Raw genomic sequence first — 21,429 nt, forward strand, 5'->3', positions numbered from 1 at the left:
CAAGGTCGGCATCTACCGAAGCGCTTCGCGCACCAGAACCCCATCACGCAACCGGTACTGCGCATCCACCACGCCGTCGGGCAGGTCGTCGTGGGTGATCATCAGCAGGCTGCGCCCGTCCAGCAACCCGGAGAGGTCCTGCAGCAACGCACGTGCGGTATCCACGTCCAGGCCTTCGGTCGGTTCGTCCAGCAGCAGGATCGGCGCATTGCGCAGCAGCGCGCGCGCCAGCGCCAGGCGTCGTGCCTGGCCGGCCGACATCGTCGCGCCGTTCTCGCCCACCCAGGTCTGCAGGCCACCGTTGCGCTCGGCCCACTCGCCCAGACGCACGCGACGCAGTACCGCCCACAACGCTGCGTCACTGGCATCGGGATCACCCAATCGCAGGTTCTCGGCCACGCTGCCGGCAAACACCGGCGCGTTCTGCGGCAGCCACGCCAGTTGCCGGTGCCAGTCGGCCTGGGCGAAATCACGCAGGTCGCGGCCCCCGTAGGTCAACCGTCCTTGTTGCGGATCCCATAGCCGCAGCAGCAGGCTCGACAGGGTGGTCTTGCCACTGCCGCTGTCGCCGCGAATCGCGATCCGCTCGCCCGGCGCCAGGGTCAGCTGCAGGCCGGACAACACCGGCCGCGCCGCACCGGGCCACTGGAAGTGCACGTCATCCCAATGCACGCGCGCGGCCTGCGGCACCGCCTGCGGCGCCTGCGGGTCCTCCACCGTCGGCGGTTGCTCGACGATGGCCTGCAGGCGATCGGCGGCGATGCGCCCGGACTGCAGCGACTGCCAGGCCAGGCCCATGCCGGCCCACAGTTCGATCAGTGCCACGGTGAGGAACACCAGACCCGCCGCCATTTCCGGCGCGATGCGCTGCTGTTCGGCCGCATGCAGGGCCAACGCCAGCATCGCCACCAGGCCCAGCCCGGCGACCAGGCCATGCAGGGTCGAGGCCGCGATCAGGCGCCAGCGCCGACGACGATCCCGCGAAGCCAGCTGCTTGGCCGCCACGCGCACCTTCAACTGCCACGCTGCATCGGCATGCAACGCGGCCAGATCACCCGCGCCCTCCAGTCCTTCGAAGGCTGCGGTACGCAGGGCAGCACGATGCGCGGCACGGTCGGCCTCCTCATCGTCGCGACCACGCACGCCCAGCCACGGCACACCGAAGGCGATCAGCAACGCCAGCACCGCCAGCAGTACCGCCGCAGACGGCAGGATCACCGCGGCCGAGGCGATCGCCACCAGTGACAGCGCACCCAGCGCCACCAGCGGCCCGATCGCACGCACCAGCAGGCCATCCACCTCATTGATGTCACCCAGCAGGCGTGCCAGCAGTTCGCCGGTACGCGTGGCCCCCAGCCGCGCCGGTGCCAGTGGCAGCGCGCGGCGGAAGAACCACACGCGCAGATCGCGGGCGATGCGCAGCGTGGCATCGTGGCCGACCAGCTTCTCGAAGTAGCGCGACACGATGCGCGCCATGGTCAGGCCGCGGATGCCGGCCGACGGCGAAAAGAAGTTGAAGCCCTGCGCCAGCCCGGCCGCACCGGCCAGCGCAGCGGCGGTCAGGAAGCCACCGGACAGGCCCAGCAGGGCGGTGCCGGCCAGCATCGTGATCCACAGCAGCAGCACGGTCAGCAGCAGGCGCGGGCGATGGCGCAGGAACACCGCGCGCAGCGAATCAGGCGAACGGCTCATGCGCGCACCGCCTGTGCCGGCTCGACCAGGCGGCCTTCCGGCAACAGCAGGCAGCGGTCGGCCCAGGCGATCACCGCAGGGCTGTGGGTGGCGACCACCACGCTGCGGCCGCGTGCATAGGCGGCCAGGCTGCGCAGCAACGCCGCTTCGGTATCGGCATCGAGGAACGCGGTGGGTTCATCAAGCAGCAGCACCTGCGGGTCGCGCAGCAGCAGGCGGGCCAGGCCGATGCGGCGTGCTTCACCACCGGACAGGCCGAAACCACGCTCGCCGATCACGGTATCCAGCCCCTGCGGCAGGCGTTGCGCGAACTGCAGTACCTGCGAGGCCTCGGCGACCGCGCGCAGGCGCGCATCGCTGGCACCGGGATCAGCCAGCCGCAGGTTGTCGGCGATGCTGCCGTGGAACAGGTACGGCCGCTGGCTGGCGTACGCCACCTGCACGCCGGGCCGCAGCTGCAGCTTGCCGGCACGCGGCGGCAACCACCCCGCCAGCGCTTCCAGCAACGTGCTCTTGCCGGATCCGCTGGGGCCGACCAGGGCCAGGCGCTGGCCCGGTTCCAGCAGCACGTCCAGATCCTGCAGCACATCATGCGGCGCACCCAGCGGGCGCAGCACCAGACCCTGCGCCTGCAGCGGCGGCAAGGCAGCCTCGGCCGGTTCCACCGCCAACGGTGCAACCTCGCTTTCGATCAAGCCCTGCTCCCCGGGCAGCGACTGCAGCAGGCGCTCCACCTCGGCGGCGGCAGCCAGTGCGTTGGCACGATCGTGGTAGTGCGCGGCCAGACGCCGCAGCGGCGCGTAGAACTCCGGCGCCAGCAGCAGGCAGAACAGCCCAGCGCCCAGCGTCGGCACTGCTGCATGCAGCGTCATCAGGCCCAGATAGCTCAGGCCCAGGTACAGCGCAACCATCGCCACGCTCACCGAGGCGAAGAATTCCAGCACCGTGGACGACAGGAAGGCGATGCGCAGCACCTTCATCGTACGCACGCGCACGCCTTCGGCAGCGGCCGCGATGCCGTCCAGTTCGGCCTCGCCCCGGCCATACAGGCGCAGCAGGCCCAGACCCTTGATGCGGTCGGCGAAGTGGCCGCTCATCCGCGCAAGCTCGCCCAGCTGCGCACGGCCGGCGGCTTCAGCGCCCCAGCCCACCAGCATCATGAAGAACGGCACCAGCGGTGCGGTGAACAGCAGGATCAGCGCCACCACCCAATCCACCCAGGCCACTGCGGCCAGGATCAGCAGCGGCACCACCACCACTTCGGTGCGCACCGGCAGGAAGCCGCTGTAATAGCTCTCGATCGCATCACCGTGATGCAGCATCAGTTCGCCCAGCTCGCCGGTGCGGCGCTGGCGCAGCCACAGCGGCCCATGTCCAAGCAGGCGCGCGAACACACGCTCGCGCAGCGCCAACCGCGCGGCATCGGCCACATCACCGGCAGCCGCCTGGGTGGCGCTGCCCAGCAGCGTGCGCAGCACCAGGATCACCGCCAGCCCAGCGAGCACCGGCAGGCCCGACGCCAGCGGTGCGCGTTCCACCAGCACCTGCTGCACCAGCCAGGCGATGGCAGCGGCCTGGCCGATCAGCAGCGCGCCGGACAGGCTGATGCACAGCGCCGCCAGCCGCTGGCGACCTCGAGCGGAGCGCGCAAGATCGGCCAGCCAGGCGGTGCGGGCACGCCGCTGGCGGGTCGTTTCGGCTTCCGGGGAAAGGCCGTCAGGGGTCGTTTCGGCAGCGCTCAAGGGGTCTTCACGGGTAACAGGGGAGACACGGCATTGTAGGCGCAGGCAACAGCCTCCCCCTGCGGCCGGCGGTCGCAGTCTTCATCGGGTTGGCATACGATCCTCCTGAATACCCATTCATACATTGATCTGGATCAAGGCTGTTTGAAGTAGTCGGTCACATCATTCACCCCGTAGACCACCCTTCCCGCCACCTGCAACGGCACTATCCAACGAGGTAGCCAGGCCATGATTGATCAGACAGTCGTAGAACTGTCGCGGCTGCAATTCGCTCTGACCGCGATGTACCACTTCCTATTCGTCCCGCTCACGCTTGGCCTGTCCTTCATGGTGGCCATCATGGAGAGCGTGTACGTGATGACCCGCAAGCAGGTCTGGCGGCAGATGACCCTGTTCTGGGGCACCCTGTTCGGCATCAACTTCGCCATCGGCGTGGCCACCGGCCTGGTGATGGAATTCCAGTTCGGCATGAACTGGTCGTACTACAGCCACTACGTGGGTGACATCTTCGGTGCGCCGCTGGCGATCGAAGGCCTGATGGCGTTCTTCCTGGAAGCGACCTTCATCGGCCTGTTCTTCTTCGGCTGGAAGCGCCTGAGCCCGGTCAAGCACCTCACTGTGACCTGGCTGATGGCGCTGGGCACCAACCTGTCGGCGGTGTGGATCCTGATCGCCAACGGCTGGATGCAGAACCCGACCGGTGCGGTGTTCAACCCGGAAACGATGCGCATGGAAGTGGTCGACTTCGCTGCGGTTCTGCTGAACCCGGTGGCCCAGGCCAAGTTCGTGCACACCGTCAGTGCCGGCTACGTGACCGGTGCGATCTTCGTGATGTCGATCAGCGCCCTGTACCTGCTGCGCAACAAGCATCGGGACATGGCCCGCCGTTCGTTCGCGGTGGCCGCAGCCTTCGGCCTGCTGTCCTCGCTGTCGGTGGTGGTGCTGGGTGACGAGAGTGGTTACGCCGCCAGCGAACACCAGAAGATGAAGCTGGCCGCGATCGAAGCAATGTGGGAAACCGAGCGTGCACCGGCCGACTTCACCGCCTTCGGCATTCCCAACCAGGACACCCACCAGAACGACTACGCGGTGAAGATCCCGTACCTGATGGGCCTGATCGCCACCCGTTCGCTGGACCAGCCGATCCCGGGCATCCTGGAACTGGTGGAGCGTGCCGAGCACCGCATCCGCGGCGGCCAGATCGCCTATGGCGCACTGGAACGCGTGAAGAAGAACCGGAACGACCTCGAAGCACGCGAGATGTTCGATCGCCACTGGCAGGATCTCGGCCACGGCCTGCTGCTGAAGCGCTACCGCGAAGACATCCTCAACGCGACGCCGGAGGAAATCTCCAAGGCCGCGATGGATACCGTCCCGCGCGTGGCCCCGCTGTTCTGGACCTTCCGCATCATGGCGGGCCTGGGCTTCTACCTGATCGCATTCTTCGCACTGGCGTTCTACTTCTCGTGCCGCAACAACTTCCAGGACAAGCGCTGGTTCCTGAAGCTGGCCGTGTGGTCGCTGCCGGCACCGTGGATCGCGATCGAGTGCGGTTGGTTCGTCGCCGAGTACGGCCGCCAGCCGTGGGCGGTGGATGGTGTGCTGCCCACCTTCTACGCGGCATCGGGCCTGGCACTGCATGAAATCCTGACCACGCTGGCGGTGTTCACCAGCTTGTACACGGTGCTGCTGATCATCGAGATCAAGCTGATGCTGAAGGCGGTCCGCAAGGGTCCGGACGACATCCTGCCCTCGCTGCAGGCCGATATCCGCCCCGCTTCCCCCAATGCAGTCGCCCCCGGCCAAGCCTGAGGCAGGAGAATCCAGATGGAATTCATTGCACTTGATTACACCACGCTCCGCGTGATCTGGTGGCTGCTGCTCGGCATCCTGCTGATCGGCTGGGCCGTGATGGATGGTTTCGATCTTGGTGTCGGCACGCTGCTGCCGTTCGTGGCCAAGACCGATGAAGAACGCCGGCTGGTGATCAACACCGTCGGCCCGGTGTGGGAAGGCAACCAGGTCTGGCTGGTGCTGGGTGGTGGCGCGATCTTCGCCGCATGGCCGCCGCTGTATGCGGTCAGCTTCTCCGGCTTCTACCTGGCGGTGTTTGCGATGCTGTTCGGGCTGATCCTGCGCCCGGTCGGCTTCAAGTACCGCAGCAAGCTGCCGTCCAAGCGCTGGCGCGACAACTGGGACCGCGTGCTGTTCATCGGCGGCCTGCTGCCGGGCCTGATTGCCGGCGTAGCCGTGGGCAACGTGCTGCTGGGTGTGCCGTTCCACTTCGATGACACCCTGCGCGTGACCTACACCGGTTCGTTCTTCGGCCTGCTCACCCCGTTCGCGCTCATCGCCGGCCTGATCAGCGTGGCCATGCTGGTTTCGCATGGTGCGGCCATGCTGGTGATCAAGACCGACGGCCCGGTGGCCGAACGAGCCGCACGTTACGGCAGCGTCGCCGCCATCATCAGCTTCGTGCTGTTCGCTGTCGCCGGTGCCTGGGTGGCCTTCGGCCTGCCGGGTTACCAGATCACCTCGCAGGTGGTCACCGATGGCCCGACCAATCCGCTGCTGAAGACCGCCGAACTGGGCACGGCCGCCGGTGGCTGGCTGCGCAACTACAGCTCCATGCCGGCGACGCTGGTGTTCCCGGTGCTGGGCCTGCTGGGCGCACTGGCCAGCGCGGTACTGCTGCGCGCACGTCGTGGTGGCCTGGCCTTCATCGCCTCGGGCGCCTCGATCGCCGGCATCATCCTGACCGTCGGCTTTGCGATCTTCCCGTTCCTGCTGCCGTCCTCCAGCCAGCCCACCTCCAGCCTGACTGTCTGGGACAGCTCGTCCAGCCATCTGACGCTGTGGGTCATGCTGCTGGCCACGGCCATCTTCCTGCCGATCATCATCGCTTACACCACCTGGGTGTACCGCGTACTGAAGGGCAAGACGACGGTCGAGGAAATGGGCGACAACCCCAACGCTTACTGATTGCCGGTGTGCCGGCCTACGGTCGGCACATCCCTTGAACATAGGAGATTGACCATGTGGTATTTCGCCTGGATTCTCGGTGCCGGACTGGCCTCGGTCGTGGCCATCCTCAACGGGATGTGGTTCGAAGCGCGCGAAAGCGCCCGCACCGACAACGACGTGCATTGAAACTGTAAAAAAGGGTTGCCGACAGGGCCTTCACACGGTATCTTAGGCGGCTCCTTCGGGGTGTAGCTCAGTCTGGTAGAGCGCTACGTTCGGGACGTAGAGGTCGCAGGTTCGAATCCTGTCTCCCCGACCACTCAAGTGGTCGCATTGAAGCCTGGTGAAGTCGTCCAGGCTTTTTTGTTCCCTGAAGTGGCACTGCTTCGGCAGTGTGAAGAAAACAGCATTCACCCCTTGCCGCCATCGGGGTGAATCGCTAGAATAGGCGGCTCCCTTCGGGGTGTAGCTCAGTCTGGTAGAGCGCTACGTTCGGGACGTAGAGGTCGCAGGTTCGAATCCTGTCTCCCCGACCACTTCGGTGGTCACCAAGAAGCCTGGAAGACATCACTGTCCTCCGGGTTTTTTTGTATCAAGCGCCAGGCCGCCCGCGTGACGGGACCTTGCCGCGCAGCGCACGTACAATGGCCGCGCTGCCGGCCCTCCTGCAGCCCCCCCCCCCACCTGCCGCTTCGGCGTAGACCGATGCCGGCGCTGCATGCCGTTGCTGCGGCGTGCGACACCTGCAAGGACCACCGATGAGTTCCTCCCCTTCCGATTCGCCGTCGCTGCTGCACGGTCGTGTCCTCGCGTTTGCCGCGATCCTGCTGGCAGCGGTCAACCTGCGCACTGCGGTCACCTCGATCACCCCGCTGCTGGACGTGCTCGGCCAGCAGTTCGGCTTCGGCACCACCATGACCGGCGTGCTGGGCATGCTGCCGACCGCCTCGTTCGCGCTGTTCGGCGTGGCCACGCCGGCATTGGCGCGGCGCCTGGGCCTGGAACGCACCACGCTGCTGGCGATGGTGATGGCGATGGCCGGCCTGCTGCTGCGTTCCAGCGCCGGCAACGTCGGCACGCTGCTGCTCGGTTCGGTGGTTGCACTGGCCGGCATGGGCATCGGCAACGTGGTGGTGCCGCCGCTGGTGAAGCGCTATTTCGCCAACAAGGTTGGCACCATGAGCACGCTGTACATCAGCGTGCTGCAGCTGGGCACGATGCTGCCGGCGCTGCTGGCAGTGCCGGTGGCGAATGCTGCGGGCTGGCGCGTATCGCTGGGCATGTGGGCGCTGCTGGCGCTGGCCGCCGCCCTGCCGTGGCTGCTGCTGGCCAGGCGCGCACCGAAGCCGCAGGCCGACGCCACCGATCCCACCGCACAGCCGCACGGCAAGGTCTGGCGCACGTCGCTGGGCTGGAGCATGACGCTGATGTTCGGCATGACCTCGCTGATGACCTATTCGATGTTCACCTGGCTGCCGCGCATCGTGGTCGAGGCCGGTGGCACGCCCGCGTTCGGCGGCGTGATGGTCGCCGTGTTCTCGGCACTGGGCCTGCTGCCGTCGCTGGTCATTCCGTCGATGGCGGTGCGCCTGCATAACCCGTTCCCGCTGGTGCTGATCGGTTTCTTCTCGTTCGTGATCGCCTTCACCGGCCTGCTTGTGGCCCCGATGAAGGCGCCGCTGCTGTGGGCCTGCCTGCTCGGCGTCGGTCCGTCCACCTTCCCGCTGGCGCTGACCCTGATCAACCTGCGCACCCGCACCCCCACCGGCTCGGCCGCGCTGTCCGGGTTCATGCAGGGCGTGGGCTACAGCTTCAGCTGCCTGGGGCCGTTCCTGGTCGGCTGGCTGCACACCGTCAGCGACGGCTGGACGATCCCATTCAGCTTCCTGTTCGGCTGCGCCACCCTGATGCTGTGCGCCTCCTGGGTGGCCTGCAAGCCGCGCAAGCTGGAAGACCTCTGGTAAGCCACGTGGGGCCTCGCAACCGGCCCCACCTACCGCTCGTCAGCCCGTCTGCGCATTTTGACGCCGGGCTGACAATTCCGGGCGGATAGTGCCCACGAATGCCCATCCTTGCCGCGTGCCGGCATCGGGCATCGGGGCGGCAGCGCCGCCCAGGCCACCACTCGGTGTGCGGGGGACTCTCGTTTCAGACAAGACATTGCAGGTCGCTGTCCTGGTTTCGCCCATCCCTGCTGGATGGGAGTTCGCGAGGGGAGTGACGCAGGCCACGGCCATCCCAAAATCTGGCATGTGATGTGCGTCACATTTTTCAGGTTGTCTGGTTCGGAAGCCAAGGGGGTCCCCAATGGTTGTCCACCGCCGGCTGGCGCTCTGCGTCGGCCTTGCCTGTACCGCCCTGGCCTGGGCCAGCAGCGCTGCCCCGCCTGACCGCGAGGCGGCCCTGGCCGAGATCGGCCGCTACCGCGACCAGGCCCGTTGGCTGGATGCGCTCGGCGCGATCGAGCGCGCCAGCCAGCAGCAGCCCAACGACGACCTGCTGTTCAAGCTGCGCGTCCTGACCCTGGGCGACATCGGCAATGCCTGGCGCGCCTGGGAGCTGTACCAGCAGCGCCCGCAACTGTTCGACGCTGCTCAGAAGCAACGCATCGAAGGCGACTACCTGGCCAAGCTGGTGGTCTGGAGCCTGGCCTACAGCAGCAGCGAAGACAGCCGGCTGGAAGAAGCCGAATCGACCCTGGCGCGCATGCAGCGCTATCTGGGCAGCGAAGGCACCCCACCTGTGCAGGCGCCATTGCGCATCCGCATGGACCGGCTGATCCTGCTCAACCGGCTGGGCCGCCATGCGCAGGTGCGAGAAGAAGCCCGCGCACTGCAGGCTGAAGGCCATGCCCTGCCCGACTATGTTCTTCCTGCGGTCGGCGATTCGCTGATGGGCACGCTGCATCCGGAAGAAGCCATTCCGGTGCTGCAGGCGGCCGTCGCAGGCGATCCGACGCGCGACGCCTCGCATTCGGAACTGGCTTACGCCTACCTGGAAAGCGAGCAGCAGGAAAAGGCCGTCGACCTGCTGCAGGCGTGGCGCGACAAGGAACCTGCCTGGCGCTGGAGCAACGGCAAGTCGCCGTATCCAAACTGGTCGCGCTACGAAGCCGACCTCAACCTGGCGATGGTGCGCGCCTACAGCGGTGACCTGCCCACCGCGCAGCGCGATCTGGAATCGATGGTCGACATCGCACCGGGCAACGGCGGCCTGCAGAGCGCGCTGGGCAGCGTGTACATGATGCGCGGCTGGCCACGCAGGGCGCTGCAACGGCAACAGATGGCGCATGCGCTGGACCCGCGCGACATCGAGCCACGGCTGGGCATGCAGGAAGCCTACGTCGCCCTGCAGCGCGATGACCTGGCGCGACCGCTGCACGACGATCTGGTCGCGCGCTACCCCACCCAGCCCGCCGTCGAACGCATGGACCAGGCCTGGCGCGCGCACCGCGGTTGGCAGCTGAAGGCATGGACCGACATCGGACGCAGTTCCGGCGGTGGTGGCACCTCGCCACTGGGCAACGACGACCGCCGCTATGGCATGGAAGTCCAGACACCCGTACTCGACGATCGCTGGCGGCTGTTCGCCTTCGCCGACCGGCGCTCGGTCGATTTCCAGGACCAGCGCATCGACCCGCTGTGGCTGGGCGCGGGCGTACGCTACCGATTCGGCCGTCTGGATGCGGAAGCTGCAGTGCTGCGCGCCAACGACCACATCGGTGATACCGGCCTGCGCGTCGGCGCGGGCTGGCAGTTCAACGACCACTGGCATGCCGGACTGACCGCCGCACGCAATGATCCGGATGCATCAATGCAGGCGCGCGTGGCCGGCATCACTGCCGACAGCGTCAGCGCGCAGGTCGACTACCGGCGCAGCGAACGCACGCACTGGATGTTCGGCGCCAGCCGCTTCCGCTACGACGATGGCAACCATCGCGAACTGTTCAGCACCAGCGTCGAGCAGCGGCTGCTGACACGCCCACGGTGGCTGATCGATGGCCTGGGCAGTGCATACACCAGTCGCGGCAGCCGCGATGATGCTCCCTACTTCAACCCGAAGCGTGATCGCATGGTCGAGATCGGCCTGCGCATCGACCAGCAGCTGTGGCGCCACTACGAACGCCACTTCCGCCACCGGCTGACCGTCTCGCTGGGCGATTACTGGCAGGACGGCTTCGGCAGTGCACTGGTGCCGTCGGTGTCATACATGCACGAGTGGCAGCTGGGCCAGGGCCGCGTGTTCGAGTATGGCGTGCGCTGGTCGCGGCCGGTCTACGACGGCCATCGCGAACGCCATATCGGCTTCGAAGCCGCACTGCGCTGGGGAGACTGACATGACCCGCATCCTGCGCCTGATCGTGCTCCTGCTGCTGTCGGCTGCGCCGCCGGCCTTCGCGCAGCAGGCCCTGCATCTCGATGCGATCGACAACGGCCTGCTGATCCTCAGCTACCACGACATCCGCGATCAGGTCGCAGCCAAGGGGGATGCCGATACCTATGCGGTGAGCACGCAGAACTTCGCCGCCCATCTGGACTGGCTGGGGGCACACGGTTACCACCCGGTGTCGCTGTCGCAGGTGATCGACGCCTCCCGGGGACGCGCCACGCTGCCACCGAAACCGGTACTGCTGACCTTCGATGACGGCCTGCGCAGCGTCTACGACAAGGCCTTCCCGTTGCTGCAGGCTTACCGCTATCCGGCGCTGGTGGCGGTGATCACCGACTACGTGGACATGGCACCTGGCCGCACCATCGACTATGGCTACCGGCCGTTCGGCCGCGACGACTTCATCACCTGGGCACAGCTGAAGCAGATGCACGACAGCGGCCTGATCGAAGTGGCCAGCCATACCGACGACCTGCACCACGGGGTGCTCGCCAACCCACAGGGGAACTCCACCCCGGCTGTCGTGACCCGCGTTTACAACCCCGCCACGCGCAGCTATGAGAGCGAGGCGCAGTACGCGCAACGCCTGCGCGCCGATCTCTCGCGCAGCGTGCAGCGCATCGAGCAGCATCTGGGCGTGCGCCCGCGCGCCATCGTATGGCCATACGCGGCCTACAACCAGTTGAGCAACGACATCGCCGAGCAGCTGGGCATGCCGGTGTCCTTCGATCTGGAGGGCCGCAGCACGCCGGTGGCCAGCGACCTGCATGGCCTGGCGCGCTTCCTGGTCAGCGACAACCCGACCGTGGAAGGGCTGGCCTACGAGCTGCGCCGCGACGTCGCGCTCGATGGCATCCGTGCCCTGCAGATCGACCTGGATGATGTCTACGACCCCGAGCCCGCACAGCAGGCGCGCAATCTGGATGCACTGATCGAGCGGGTCAAGCGCATCGCACCGACGCACGTCTACCTGCAGGCGTTCGCCGACCCGGACGGCAACAACACCGCCGATGCACTGTACTTCCCCAACCGCCACATGCCGATGCGCGCGGACCTGTTCAGTCGCGTCGCCTGGCAGCTGAAATCGCGTGCGGGGGTGAAGGTCTACGCATGGCTGCCGGTACTCGGCTTCGAGCTGCCCGACCCGGTGCAGCGCAAGGCGCTGGCGATCCGCAACGGCGATGCCGATGGCATGTACCGGCTGGACTTCACCAATCCCCAGGCGCGCCAGGTCATGCTCGACCTCTACGAGGATCTGGCGGTCAACTCCTACTTCGAGGGCCTGCTGTTCCATGACGATGGGTACCTGCGCGATACCGAGCTGCCCACGCTGGCGGCCGGCGATGGGGGCAGCGCACGCACGCAGGCGTTGATCGACTTCACCCTGGCGCTGCGCAACAGCGCGCAGCGCTGGCGGCCGAAGCTGGCCACGGTGCGCAACCTGTACGCGGAGCCGGTGCTGCGCCCGCAGAGCGAAGCCTGGTTCGCGCAGCGCCTGGACCTGTTCAACAAGGCCTACGACCAGACCGCACTGATGGCGATGCCGTGGATGGAAGGCAGCAAGCATCCGGAACGCTGGCTCGACCAGCTGCTGGCCGCGGTGCGTGCACATGACCCACAGCTGCAGCACACCCTGTTCGAACTGCAGACCGTCGATTGGCGCAGCGGGCAACCGATTCCTGCCGAGCGCCTGCGCGCGCAGATCCGCCAGCTGCAGGCGCAGGGCGTGCACCACTTCGCCTGGTACCCGGACGACTTCATCGCCGACCAGCCCTCCACCCGCGATGCCCGCGCGGCAATGTCCGCCGGCAACTTCCCGTACCCGGAGAAGTGACATGGACATGCATCCGTTGCTGCAGGTCCTGTTCCAGTTCGCCTTCTACTACCCGATGGTGATGGCATTCTTCTGGATGTCGGGCGGCCTGTATTACTACTTCCGGCGCGAACGCCATTCGCGCCCACGCAACGACCCGCCGCTGATGGTCGATCCACCGTTCGCGAGCCTGCTGATTCCCTGCCACAACGAGTCGGCAAACCTCGACGACACACTCGGCGCGGCGCTGGCCCAGCGCTACCCGGCCGACTATGAGGTGATCGCCATCGACGACGGCAGCAGCGACGACACGGGTGCGCGGCTGGACGCCCTGGCGGCAAAGCACCCACGGCTGCGCGTGCTGCACCTGGACCGCAACCTCGGCAAGGCCAATGCGCTGCGCATGGGGGCGCTCGCCGCACGCTCGGAATACCTGGTGTGCATCGACGGCGACGCGATGCTGGAAGAACACGCGCTGCACTGGATGATCTGGCACCTGGTCAGCGGCAACCGGGTCGGCGCGGTCACCGGCAACCCGCGCATCCGCAACCGCTCCACCCTGCTCGGACGCCTGCAGGTGGCCGAGTTCTCCTCGATCATCGGCATGATCAAGCGCGCGCAGCGGGTGTACGGGCGCATCTTCACCATCTCCGGCGTGATCGCCGGCTTCCGCCGCACCGCGCTGCACCAGGTCGGCTGGTGGTCCGATGACATGGTGACCGAAGACATCGACATCAGCTGGCGCCTGCAGCGCGCGCACTGGGACATCCGCTACGAACCCAACGCACTATGCTTCATCCTGATGCCGGAAACCCTGAAGGGGCTGTGGCGGCAGCGGCTGCGCTGGGCCCAGGGCGGCGTGGAGGTGATGCTGCGCCACGCCCGCTCGCTGCTGCACTGGAAGGAGCGGCGCATGTGGGGCGTACTGCTGGAGTACGTGCTCAGCGTGATCTGGGCTTACACCATGTTGTTCATCGTGGTGCTGTGGGCGCTGGGCAAGTTCATCGAACTGCCCCCGCAACTGCATATCGCCAGCCTGCTGCCGGAGTGGCATGGCGTGATCCTGGCCCTGGTCTGCCTGCTGCAGTTCGCCAGCAGCCTGATCATCGACCGTCGTTACGAAACACAGATTGGACGCAACTACTTCTGGGTCATCTGGTACCCGATGGCGTACTGGTTGATCAGCCTTTCCACCACCCTGGTGGCGTTGCCGAAAACCCTGCTGCGCCGTCGCAGCAAGCGCGCCACCTGGACCAGTCCCGATCGAGGGATCCGATGAACGCACAACGCCCGTCCAACCGCTTCGACTCGCGGATGATCCGCAAGCCGCATCGCCAACCACGCTTCCAGCGCACCGCCTGGGGCTTCGTCACCCTCGCGTTCTGGGGGTTCTACTTCTACCTGTGGGCGCCACTGGTCACCCTGGTGTCGTGGCTGGTCGGCGGCCAGCTGGCCTGGCAGCAGCTGTACGAACGGCAAAGCCAGTTCGACCCCTATGTGCTGGTGGCGTTGCCGCTGATGCTGCTGTGCGCCAGCGTACTGCTGATCGGCTGGGCCGAGTACAACCGCGCGCGCTTCCGCGGCCACGACCGGCGCCTGCCGCGGCCGCTGGCCAGCCTCAACGAAGTGGCCGCCGACCTGGGGGCCAGCACCGGCCTGGCCGAACGCCTGCTGGGCTGCAAGGCCGCCACGCTGCACATGGACGACCACGCGCGGCCGATCGGCATCCGCCGCGAGGTGGTGTAACTCGATTGCCCTGGGTGCCGACCCTGGTCGGCACTTGCTTTGGTAGATGCCGACCTTGGTCGGCGTTCTCTCTGGTGGGTGCCGACCTTGGTCGGCACCGGGGTCTACCGCGAAGAGCATCCACGCATGGCGTGGATCTACTTGCGGGTCTGCCCTTCACCGCGCACGACGAATCGCTCGACGGTGAGTGCCTCCAGCCCCATCGGGCCGTACGCGTGCAGGCGCGTGGTGGAGATGCCGATCTCGCTGCCCAGGCCCAGCTGGCCGCCGTCGGAGAAACGCGAGGACGCATTGACCATCACCACCGCCGAGCGCAGCGCAGTGACGAAGCGCTCGGCGTTGCCCGCGTCTTCGGTGGCGATCACTTCAGTATGGTCGGAGGTGTAGGCACGGATGTGCGCAATGGCAGCGTCGAGATCGTCAACCACGCGTACCGCCAGCACCAGATCAAGGAACTCGGCGGCATAGTCGTCTTCAGTGGCCAACATGCTGCCCGGCAGCAGCGGCTGCGCCTGCGCATCGGCGCGCAGCTGCACGCCGCGCTCGCCGAGCGCCTGCGCCACGCGCGGCAGGAACGCTTCGGCCACCTCGCGGTGCACCAGCAGCGTTTCCAGCGAGTTGCAGGCTGCAGGGCGGCTGCACTTGCCATCCACCAGCAGATCAATGGCCTTGCCGAGGTCGGCGCTGGCATCCACGAACAGATGGCACACGCCCTTGTAATGCTTGATCACCGGCACCCGCGCATGCTCGGCGACGAAGCGGATCAGGCCTTCGCCGCCGCGCGGAATCGCCAGATCGATCAGTTCATGCAGCTGCAGCAGCTCCAGCATTGCTTCGCGGCGCAGGTCGGTCAGCACGGTCACTGCCGCCGCCGGTACGCCATTGGCCTGCAGGGCGCCGGCCAGCGCCTGGGCGATGGCGGTGTTGGAGTGGACCGCTTCGGAACCACCGCGCAGGATCACGCCATTGCCGGCCTTCAGGCACAGCGCGGCCGCTTCGGCGGTCACGTTCGGGCGCGCCTCGTAGATCATCGCGATCACGCCCAGCGGCACGCGCACCTTCTGCACGCGGATGCCGTTTGGACGCACATCGTCGCGGGTGATCTGGCCGACGGGATCGGGCAGCGCGGCGACCTCACGCACGGCTTCGGCCATCGCGAACAGGCGTGCCGGGTCCAGCGCCAAGCGGTCGAGCATGGCACTGCCAATGCCTTTCTCGCGCGCAGCGGCAAGGTCGCGCGCATTACCGGCCAGGATCAGCCCGGCACTCACTTCCAGCGCCTGGGCCATTGCCAGCAGCAGCGTGCGGCGCGCCGCACTGTCGAGGCCGGCAACGATCTGGGCCGCGTCACGGCAGGCACGCGCCTGCGCTTCGATTTCGCTCATCGGGGAGTCCTTCAAACCGGTCATGGCAGCACCAGATCGTCGCGATGGACGACACTGCCACCGTAGTTGTAGCCCAGCACGGCCTCGATGTCGCGCGAATGGCGGCCAGCGATCCGGCGCACATCATCGGCCGCGTACTGGCTGACGCCGCGCGCCACGCAGACGCGGCCCTGTGGCGCGTTCCAGCACACCTGCACCATGTCGCCACGGCGGAACATGCCCTCCGCGCCGGTGATGCCGCCGGGCAGCAGCGAGGCGCCCTTCTCGCGCATCGCCTGCGCCGCGCCGGCATCGATCACGATCGCACCCTCGACCAGCGGCGCGTGCCGCAGCCAGTGCTTGCGGGCCGCCTCACGGCTGCGCGCGGCGTGGATACGGGTACCGAACAGGCGGTCCTGGGCCAGCGCGCGTACCACGTCACCGCTGCGGCCATTGAACAGATAGGTCTCGATGCCGAGACGACCCGCCTTCGCTGCCGCTTCCAGCTTGGTCCGCATGCCGCCGGTACCGGCGCGCGAGCCGGCGCCGCCGGCCATCGCCAGCACCTCGTCACTCAGTTCCGGCACGTCGTGCAGCGGCCGCGCGTCGGCCACGGTGCGCGGGTCGGCGCTGTACAGGCCATCGATATCGGTGGCGATGAACAGCGCATCGGCATCGACCAGCGCCGCCACCGTCGCCGCCAGGTTGTCGTTGTCGCCAAGCTTGAGCTCGTCCACCGACACGGTGTCGTTCTCGTTGACCACCGGCAATGCTCCCAGCCGCAGCAGTTCGTTGAGCGTGGCGCGGGCGTTGAGGTAGCGGCGGCGGTTGCGCAGGTCGTCATGGGTCAGCAGCACCTGCGCCACCGGGCGCTCGAAGAAGCGCTGCCAGAGCCCGATCAGCTGGGCCTGGCCGAGCGCAGCCAGCGCCTGCCGCGCCGCCATCGCCGCGCCAGGTTCATCGGCCCGCGGCAGGATCGCGCGCCCGGCAGCGACAGCGCCGGAAGACACGATCACCACTTCGCGCCCGGCCAGGACATTGGCCGAGACGAACTGGGCCAGGCCCAGCGCGTGGCGTGGTGACAGGCCGCCGCCATCGGCTGCCAGCAGGCTGCTGCCGACTTTCAGCACCGCACGCCGCCACGGCGGCAGCGCCTGTTGCGGAAACGGCGAAGCGGCGTTGGCGGCGTGCAGGGTCATCAGTCAGTCTCTCAGCGGGTGTTCCATTCGTGCACGGTCAGCTCGGAGGCCTGCATCGTCACCAGCGGATCGGTGGCGACGATGGCCTGCGCCTGCGCCAGGCTGTCCACGTTGCACAGCACATAGGCGCCACCACTGCCGTCGGCGAAACCACCAGTCAGCTGCAGCTTGCCCTGCGCCTGCAACGCATCGAGGAAATCGCGGTGCGGCTGCACCGCTGCATCGTTGAAGTCCGGCCGGCGCATCGCCATCACCAGGTAGACAGTGCCCGTCATCAGGACAGCGCCTGCCAGCGCGCGCGCAGTTCGTCCAGGCGCAGGTCGGCGGCCGAACCCGGCGATACGCGTGCGGCCAGGCTGCCTTCCGGGGTACGCCCCTGCCCTGCACTGTCGGCACCGGCCGCAGCGGCCTTGTAGGCCTCACGGAACGGCACGCCGGCCACGGCCGCTTCCACCGCCACGTCGGTGGCATACATGCCCGAATCGATGGCCGCACGCAGCTTGTCGTCACGCCATTCCAGGTTGGCCAGCAGCGCCGGCAGCAGCTCCAGCGCGGCCAGGCCACGGCCGAAGCCGTGGAAGATGGCACCCTTGGACGACTGCAGGTCGCGGTGGTAGCCCGAGGGCAGCGACAGCAGCTGCTCGATCTCGGTGCGCGCGGCGGCGACGCTGGCGTGGGTCGCACGCATCAGCTCGATCACGTCCGGGTTGCGCTTGTTGGGCATGATCGAACTGCCGGTGGTGTACTGCGCCGGCAGCGCGACGAAGCCGAACTCGGCGCTGGTGAACAGCGACAGGTCCCAGGCGATGCGGCGCAGGTCCAGCGTGGCACCACCGAGCGCTTCCAGCGCGGCCAGCTCGAACTTGCCGCGCGACAGCTGTGCGTAGATCGGCGAGATCTGCATGCGCGCGAAACCGAGCGCGGCCGTGGTGTGCTCGCGGTCCAGCGGCAGGTTCACGCCGTAGCCGGCAGCCGTGCCGAGCGGATTGGCATCGACCAGCGCATGGGTGTCACGCGCGCGGATGGCATTGTCGATGAAGGCCTCGGCCCAGCCCGCCCACCACATGCCGGCCGAGGACACTACGGCGCGCTGGATGTGGGTGTAGCCGGGGATCGGCAGATCCTTCTCGGCCTGCGCACGGTCCAGCGCGACCTTGGCAACCTCGGCGCTGAGCTGGGCCACACGCTGCAGCTTCTCCTTCAGCCAGAGGCGGGTGGCGACCAGGATCTGGTCATTGCGGCTGCGGCCGGTGTGGATCTTGCGGCCGGCATCGCCGAGGCGTTCGGTCAAGCGCGCTTCGATCGCCGAATGACCATCTTCGTACTGCGTGTCCAGCACGAAGCGGCCTTCGCGGAAGTCCTGCGCCAGCACGTCGAGCTCGCGCAGCAGGCCGGCCAGTTCATCGGCGCTGAGGATGCCGATGTGCTGCAGGCCCTGTGCATGCGCGGCGCTGGCGGCGATGTCGTGCAGGAAGAATTCGCGATCGAGGATCACGTCATCGCCGGCGAGGAAGGTCTGGATCTGGGCGTCGACGGCGACGCCGGGCTTCTGCCAAAGAAGGTCTGCCATGGGGGCTCCGGAATACGTGTTCAGTGCGGGATCGACGTCAGTTCGTCGATGCCCAGCGCGAGGTTGAGGTTCTGCATGGCCTGGCTGGCCGCGCCCTTCAGCAGGTTGTCCAGGGTCGCCACCACCACCACCCGCTTGCCGCCCGGGGCCAGGGTGAAGCCACCGACCTGCGCACCGTGGCGGCCGGCGATGCGGCTGACCCACGGCGCTTCATCCACTACCTCGATCAGCGGTTCGCCCGCATAGGCCTGCTGGAAGCGCTCGACGATCTGTTCGCGGGTCTGCACGCGGTTCAGCCACAGGTTGGCGGTGAGCGTGATGCCGCGGAAATGCGGCGCGACATGCGGCATGAATTCAACCGCCACGCCCAGCTGGACCGACACTTCACGCTCGTGCACGTGGTTGGTCAGCGCATACGGCATCAGGTTGTCGGCGAGCAGTTCGACGTTGTTCTTGTCCGACGGCGTGGTGCCGGCGCCGGAATAGCCGGACACACCGAAGCACTGCGGCGGACCGGCCAGCAGGTCCAGCAGCGGATGCACCGCCAGCTGCATCGCCGTGGCATAGCAGCCCGGGTTGCTGATGTGCTTCTGGCCGTTGTAGCGGCCTCGGGTCAGCTCCGGCAGGCCGTAGTACCAGCTGTTGTCGAAGCGGTAGTCGGCCGACAGGTCGACGATGACGGTGTCCGGCTTCGCCGCTTCCAGTGCGGCCACGAACGGTGCGGCCAGGCCGTTGGGCAGGGCCAGGATCACCGCGTCCACGCCCTTGGCGGCCACCGCGTCGGCGTCCAGATTCTCGTACTGCAGCTCGCCCTGGAACTCCGGATGGTGGTCGGACAGGCGCTGCCCGGCGCGTTCGCGCGAGGACACGAAGGCCAGCTTCAGCCGCGGATGTGCGGCCACCAGCTTGATCAGCTCGGCACCGGTATGGCCACGGGCGCCGACGATGCCCAGGGTGAAAGTCGAATCGTTCATGCGTGGCTGTCCAGGCGGTACTGCAGGTGGCGCTTCACGCCCTGCCATTCCGTATCGATGATGGAGAAGATGACGGTGTCGCGCGGCGTGCCGTCGGCGTGCCGCTTGTGGTTGCGCAGCACGCCGTCCTGCTTGGCGCCGAGGCGGGCGATGGCGGTGCGCGAGGTGAAGTTGAACCAGCTGGTTTCCAGCACCAGGCTGATGCAGCCCATGGTTTCGAAGGCGTGCTGCAGCAGCAACAGCTTGGTTTCGGTGTTTACGCCGGTACGCTGCACGCGCGGTGCATACCAGGTGTAACCCAGGCTGAGCTTGGGCACGCCGGCATCCAGGTCGTAGAAGCGGGTGGTACCCACGATGTCACCCGCCGCATCGAGGATCACGAACGGCAGCACCTTGCCTTCCGCCTGTGCCTGCAGCGCGGCCTGCACATAGTGCTCGACCCGCTCCGGCGAAGGCACCTGGGTGTACCAGAGCTGGTCCAGGCCGCTGCCCTCCACGGCGGCGCGCAGGCCAGGCACATGCTCGGGCTGCAGCGGCTGCAGTGTCACGTGCTGGCCGCGCAGGGTGGGAATCGTAGTCCAGTGATCGGAATGGTCCATCATTCAGCCCTGCAGGCTCGGTGCGCGCTGGGCGCAGTGGTCGACATAGGTGCTGATCCGGTCGATGCCATCGGCGCCGTACCAGAACACCTTCCAATGGCCCTGCTTGTAGCAGCCATCGGATTCAGCATAGTAGAAGTGATTGATCGGGTTGCCATTGCGCGAACGCCAGAACAGCTGCGGCGTTTCATCCCGCATCACGTTCCACACCGCGCGGCCGAGGCCTTCACCCTGTGCATCATCGAGCACGGCGAACTTGTCCAGGTACACGCCCTCGGCTTCGTCGGTGAGGATCACCGCGGTGCGGTAGTTCTCGCTGACATAGGCGCGCAGCAGCTTGGTCTTCTGGAAATAGTCAGGCACCAGCGTGCGGCCGAAGCTGGATTCGATCAGGCCCTTCAGCCGTGGCAGGTCCAGCTCGTTCCACGCGGTGGCGCGCAGCACCTTCTCGCCCTTGCGCACCAGCGTGCCCGAGCCCTTGTGGGTGAACAGTTCCTTGGCCAGGTCAGCCGGGCGCGTGATGGACACCGACGATTCCAGCGGCAGGCGGTCGAGCAGGTCCTTGATCTGTTCGATCTTCACCTTCATGCCACCGTGGATCCACGGCTGCGCGATCAGGTGGTCGTACTCGGTGGACAGGTTGATCGAATCGATCACGCTGCCCTGCTCGTCCAGCAGGCCGCCGGTGCCGGTCAGGAAAATGATCTTGTACGGCTGCAGCTCCTGCACCAGCTCGTTGGCGGCGAAGTCGGCGTTGACGTTGAGGATCTGGCCACCCGCGGTTTCGCCCAAGCTGGTGATGACCGGGATCGAGCCGGCGCGCAGGCTGGCCTCGATCGGCGCCAGGTTGACCTTCTTCACCTCGCCGACCAGGCCGTAGGTGTCCACGCCCAGGTACTCGGCTTCGAACACGCCGCCGGTGATCGAGGTGGCACGCGCGCCGTTCTGCTGCAGCGCCTCCACCAGGCACAGGTTGGACTGCTGGAACACCCGGCGCACGATCGCCAGCGCCTCCGGCGAGGTCACGCGCAGGCCGTTGACGGTCTGCTTCTCGATGCCGGCGGCCGACAGCTCGGCATCCAGCTGCGGGCCGGCGCCGTGCAGCACGATCGGGGTCAGGCCGACTTCCTGCAGGAACGACAGCGAAGAGGTCAGCGCGTCGAGATCGTCGCGCAGCACCGCGCCGCCGACCTTGACCACGGCAAAGCGCTTGGCGTCCAGCTGCGAGAAGCGCTTGAGGTACTGGCTGATCTCCTTCGCGCTGGCCATGCTGGAAAGCAGGCGCACGATGGTCTGGCGGGTCTGGCGGTGGGGCTGGAGGGCAGGAGACATTTCGGTTTCGTCACAGGCGGCGGTCGCCGCGTTGCAGTTCCACCC

General features: G+C 67.3%; 17 protein-coding genes and 2 tRNA genes. 10 read left to right on the plus strand and 9 right to left on the minus strand.

From position 1 onward, the window contains the following. Positions 1 to 12: 12 nt before the first annotated feature. Together cydC and cydD are read right to left on the minus strand one after the other, a co-directional pair. Complete coding sequence (gene cydC / locus ACZK45_RS14260) at positions 13 to 1,692, minus strand: thiol reductant ABC exporter subunit CydC (protein ID WP_478444857.1); 1,680 nt, start codon at positions 1,690 to 1,692, stop codon at positions 13 to 15. Further along, on the minus strand, positions 1,689 to 3,434 hold the full coding sequence (cydD, locus tag ACZK45_RS14265) for a thiol reductant ABC exporter subunit CydD (protein ID WP_125894450.1): 1,746 nt from the start codon (positions 3,432 to 3,434) through the stop codon (positions 1,689 to 1,691). Before cydD ends, cydC begins: the two co-directional genes overlap by 4 nt. Before the next feature lie 228 nt (positions 3,435 to 3,662). Here cydD and ACZK45_RS14270 point away from each other — a divergent pair, with 228 nt between their 5' ends. From ACZK45_RS14270 to pgaD, 10 genes are all read left to right on the plus strand, one after another. Beyond that, entirely contained in the window at positions 3,663 to 5,246 is a 1,584-nt protein-coding gene (locus ACZK45_RS14270; protein WP_032129413.1) for a cytochrome ubiquinol oxidase subunit I, read from the plus strand. A 15-nt stretch (positions 5,247 to 5,261) separates the two neighbouring features. Further along, positions 5,262 to 6,416 (plus strand): cytochrome d ubiquinol oxidase subunit II, encoded by a 1,155-nt coding sequence (gene cydB, locus ACZK45_RS14275; RefSeq protein ID WP_049401140.1) that lies wholly within the window; start codon positions 5,262 to 5,264, stop codon positions 6,414 to 6,416. Between the two features lie 54 nt (positions 6,417 to 6,470). Next, positions 6,471 to 6,584: a cytochrome bd-I oxidase subunit CydX gene (cydX, locus tag ACZK45_RS14280; RefSeq protein ID WP_032129411.1), complete on the plus strand. Its 114-nt coding sequence runs from the start codon at positions 6,471 to 6,473 to the stop codon at positions 6,582 to 6,584. Between the two features lie 56 nt (positions 6,585 to 6,640). Beyond that, positions 6,641 to 6,717: transfer RNA gene (locus tag ACZK45_RS14285), tRNA-Pro, on the plus strand. 140 nt (positions 6,718 to 6,857) lie between these two features. Then, positions 6,858 to 6,934: transfer RNA gene (locus ACZK45_RS14290), tRNA-Pro, on the plus strand. Between the two features lie 222 nt (positions 6,935 to 7,156). After that, positions 7,157 to 8,362, plus strand: coding sequence for a CynX/NimT family MFS transporter (locus ACZK45_RS14295; protein ID WP_478444858.1), 1,206 nt, complete (start codon positions 7,157 to 7,159; stop codon positions 8,360 to 8,362). Positions 8,363 to 8,705: 343 nt separating this feature from the next. Next, positions 8,706 to 10,733: a poly-beta-1,6 N-acetyl-D-glucosamine export porin PgaA gene (gene pgaA, locus ACZK45_RS14300; RefSeq protein ID WP_121505065.1), complete on the plus strand. Its 2,028-nt coding sequence runs from the start codon at positions 8,706 to 8,708 to the stop codon at positions 10,731 to 10,733. 1 nt (position 10,734) lies between these two features. Next, on the plus strand, positions 10,735 to 12,621 hold the full coding sequence (gene pgaB, locus ACZK45_RS14305) for a poly-beta-1,6-N-acetyl-D-glucosamine N-deacetylase PgaB (protein ID WP_032129408.1): 1,887 nt from the start codon (positions 10,735 to 10,737) through the stop codon (positions 12,619 to 12,621). A 1-nt stretch (position 12,622) separates the two neighbouring features. Then, positions 12,623 to 13,879 (plus strand): poly-beta-1,6-N-acetyl-D-glucosamine synthase, encoded by a 1,257-nt coding sequence (gene pgaC, locus ACZK45_RS14310; protein ID WP_010486660.1) that lies wholly within the window; start codon positions 12,623 to 12,625, stop codon positions 13,877 to 13,879. Continuing rightward, complete coding sequence (gene pgaD / locus ACZK45_RS14315) at positions 13,876 to 14,346, plus strand: poly-beta-1,6-N-acetyl-D-glucosamine biosynthesis protein PgaD (protein WP_032129407.1); 471 nt, start codon at positions 13,876 to 13,878, stop codon at positions 14,344 to 14,346. The genes pgaC and pgaD overlap by 4 nt, the downstream gene beginning before the upstream one ends. A 137-nt stretch (positions 14,347 to 14,483) precedes the next feature. On the opposite strand, the gene ACZK45_RS14320 is transcribed toward pgaD, so the two are convergent. Genes ACZK45_RS14320 through ACZK45_RS14350 form a run of 7 tightly spaced genes read right to left on the minus strand, consistent with a single transcriptional unit; the run spans position 14,484 to position 21,384 of the window. Further along, on the minus strand, positions 14,484 to 15,755 hold the full coding sequence (locus ACZK45_RS14320) for a glutamate-5-semialdehyde dehydrogenase (RefSeq protein WP_478444859.1): 1,272 nt from the start codon (positions 15,753 to 15,755) through the stop codon (positions 14,484 to 14,486). Continuing rightward, the gene (gene proB, locus ACZK45_RS14325; RefSeq protein ID WP_099480726.1) at positions 15,752 to 16,909 is read right to left on the minus strand and encodes a glutamate 5-kinase; all 1,158 of its coding nucleotides are present in this window, start codon (positions 16,907 to 16,909) and stop codon (positions 15,752 to 15,754) included. The genes ACZK45_RS14320 and proB overlap by 4 nt, the downstream gene beginning before the upstream one ends. Before the next feature lie 11 nt (positions 16,910 to 16,920). Next, positions 16,921 to 17,184 (minus strand): YciI family protein, encoded by a 264-nt coding sequence (locus ACZK45_RS14330; protein ID WP_024958392.1) that lies wholly within the window; start codon positions 17,182 to 17,184, stop codon positions 16,921 to 16,923. Beyond that, positions 17,184 to 18,479: an argininosuccinate lyase gene (gene argH, locus ACZK45_RS14335; protein ID WP_478444860.1), complete on the minus strand. Its 1,296-nt coding sequence runs from the start codon at positions 18,477 to 18,479 to the stop codon at positions 17,184 to 17,186. Before argH ends, ACZK45_RS14330 begins: the two co-directional genes overlap by 1 nt. Positions 18,480 to 18,499: 20 nt before the next feature. Then, positions 18,500 to 19,453, minus strand: a complete 954-nt coding sequence (gene argC / locus ACZK45_RS14340; protein ID WP_293797344.1) for an N-acetyl-gamma-glutamyl-phosphate reductase — start codon at positions 19,451 to 19,453, stop codon at positions 18,500 to 18,502. Continuing rightward, positions 19,450 to 20,052, minus strand: a complete 603-nt coding sequence (locus ACZK45_RS14345) for a GNAT family N-acetyltransferase (RefSeq protein WP_049401159.1) — start codon at positions 20,050 to 20,052, stop codon at positions 19,450 to 19,452. Before ACZK45_RS14345 ends, argC begins: the two co-directional genes overlap by 4 nt. 3 nt (positions 20,053 to 20,055) lie before the next feature. Then, complete coding sequence (locus tag ACZK45_RS14350) at positions 20,056 to 21,384, minus strand: acetylglutamate kinase (protein ID WP_478444861.1); 1,329 nt, start codon at positions 21,382 to 21,384, stop codon at positions 20,056 to 20,058. Between the last annotated feature and the right edge of the window lie 45 nt (positions 21,385 to 21,429).

This window comes from Stenotrophomonas sp. 63632_Sma (assembly GCF_056482875.1).

What these genes read in the sequence shown, in the direction of transcription:
- ACZK45_RS14350 (WP_478444861.1), bottom strand. Translation starts at nt 21,384, where the DNA reads ATGTCTCCTGCCCTCCAGCCCCACCGCCAGACCCGCCAGACCATCGTG.
- pgaB (WP_032129408.1), top strand. Translation starts at nt 10,735, where the DNA reads ATGACCCGCATCCTGCGCCTGATCGTGCTCCTGCTGCTGTCGGCTGCG.
- argH (WP_478444860.1), bottom strand. Translation starts at nt 18,479, where the DNA reads ATGGCAGACCTTCTTTGGCAGAAGCCCGGCGTCGCCGTCGACGCCCAG.
- pgaA (WP_121505065.1), top strand. Translation starts at nt 8,706, where the DNA reads ATGGTTGTCCACCGCCGGCTGGCGCTCTGCGTCGGCCTTGCCTGTACC.
- proB (WP_099480726.1), bottom strand. Translation starts at nt 16,909, where the DNA reads ATGACCCTGCACGCCGCCAACGCCGCTTCGCCGTTTCCGCAACAGGCG.
- ACZK45_RS14320 (WP_478444859.1), bottom strand. Translation starts at nt 15,755, where the DNA reads ATGACCGGTTTGAAGGACTCCCCGATGAGCGAAATCGAAGCGCAGGCG.
- cydB (WP_049401140.1), top strand. Translation starts at nt 5,262, where the DNA reads ATGGAATTCATTGCACTTGATTACACCACGCTCCGCGTGATCTGGTGG.
- ACZK45_RS14295 (WP_478444858.1), top strand. Translation starts at nt 7,157, where the DNA reads ATGAGTTCCTCCCCTTCCGATTCGCCGTCGCTGCTGCACGGTCGTGTC.
- ACZK45_RS14330 (WP_024958392.1), bottom strand. Translation starts at nt 17,184, where the DNA reads ATGACGGGCACTGTCTACCTGGTGATGGCGATGCGCCGGCCGGACTTC.
- cydC (WP_478444857.1), bottom strand. Translation starts at nt 1,692, where the DNA reads ATGAGCCGTTCGCCTGATTCGCTGCGCGCGGTGTTCCTGCGCCATCGC.
- cydX (WP_032129411.1), top strand. Translation starts at nt 6,471, where the DNA reads ATGTGGTATTTCGCCTGGATTCTCGGTGCCGGACTGGCCTCGGTCGTG.
- argC (WP_293797344.1), bottom strand. Translation starts at nt 19,453, where the DNA reads ATGAACGATTCGACTTTCACCCTGGGCATCGTCGGCGCCCGTGGCCAT.
- pgaD (WP_032129407.1), top strand. Translation starts at nt 13,876, where the DNA reads ATGAACGCACAACGCCCGTCCAACCGCTTCGACTCGCGGATGATCCGC.
- pgaC (WP_010486660.1), top strand. Translation starts at nt 12,623, where the DNA reads ATGGACATGCATCCGTTGCTGCAGGTCCTGTTCCAGTTCGCCTTCTAC.
- ACZK45_RS14270 (WP_032129413.1), top strand. Translation starts at nt 3,663, where the DNA reads ATGATTGATCAGACAGTCGTAGAACTGTCGCGGCTGCAATTCGCTCTG.
- ACZK45_RS14345 (WP_049401159.1), bottom strand. Translation starts at nt 20,052, where the DNA reads ATGGACCATTCCGATCACTGGACTACGATTCCCACCCTGCGCGGCCAG.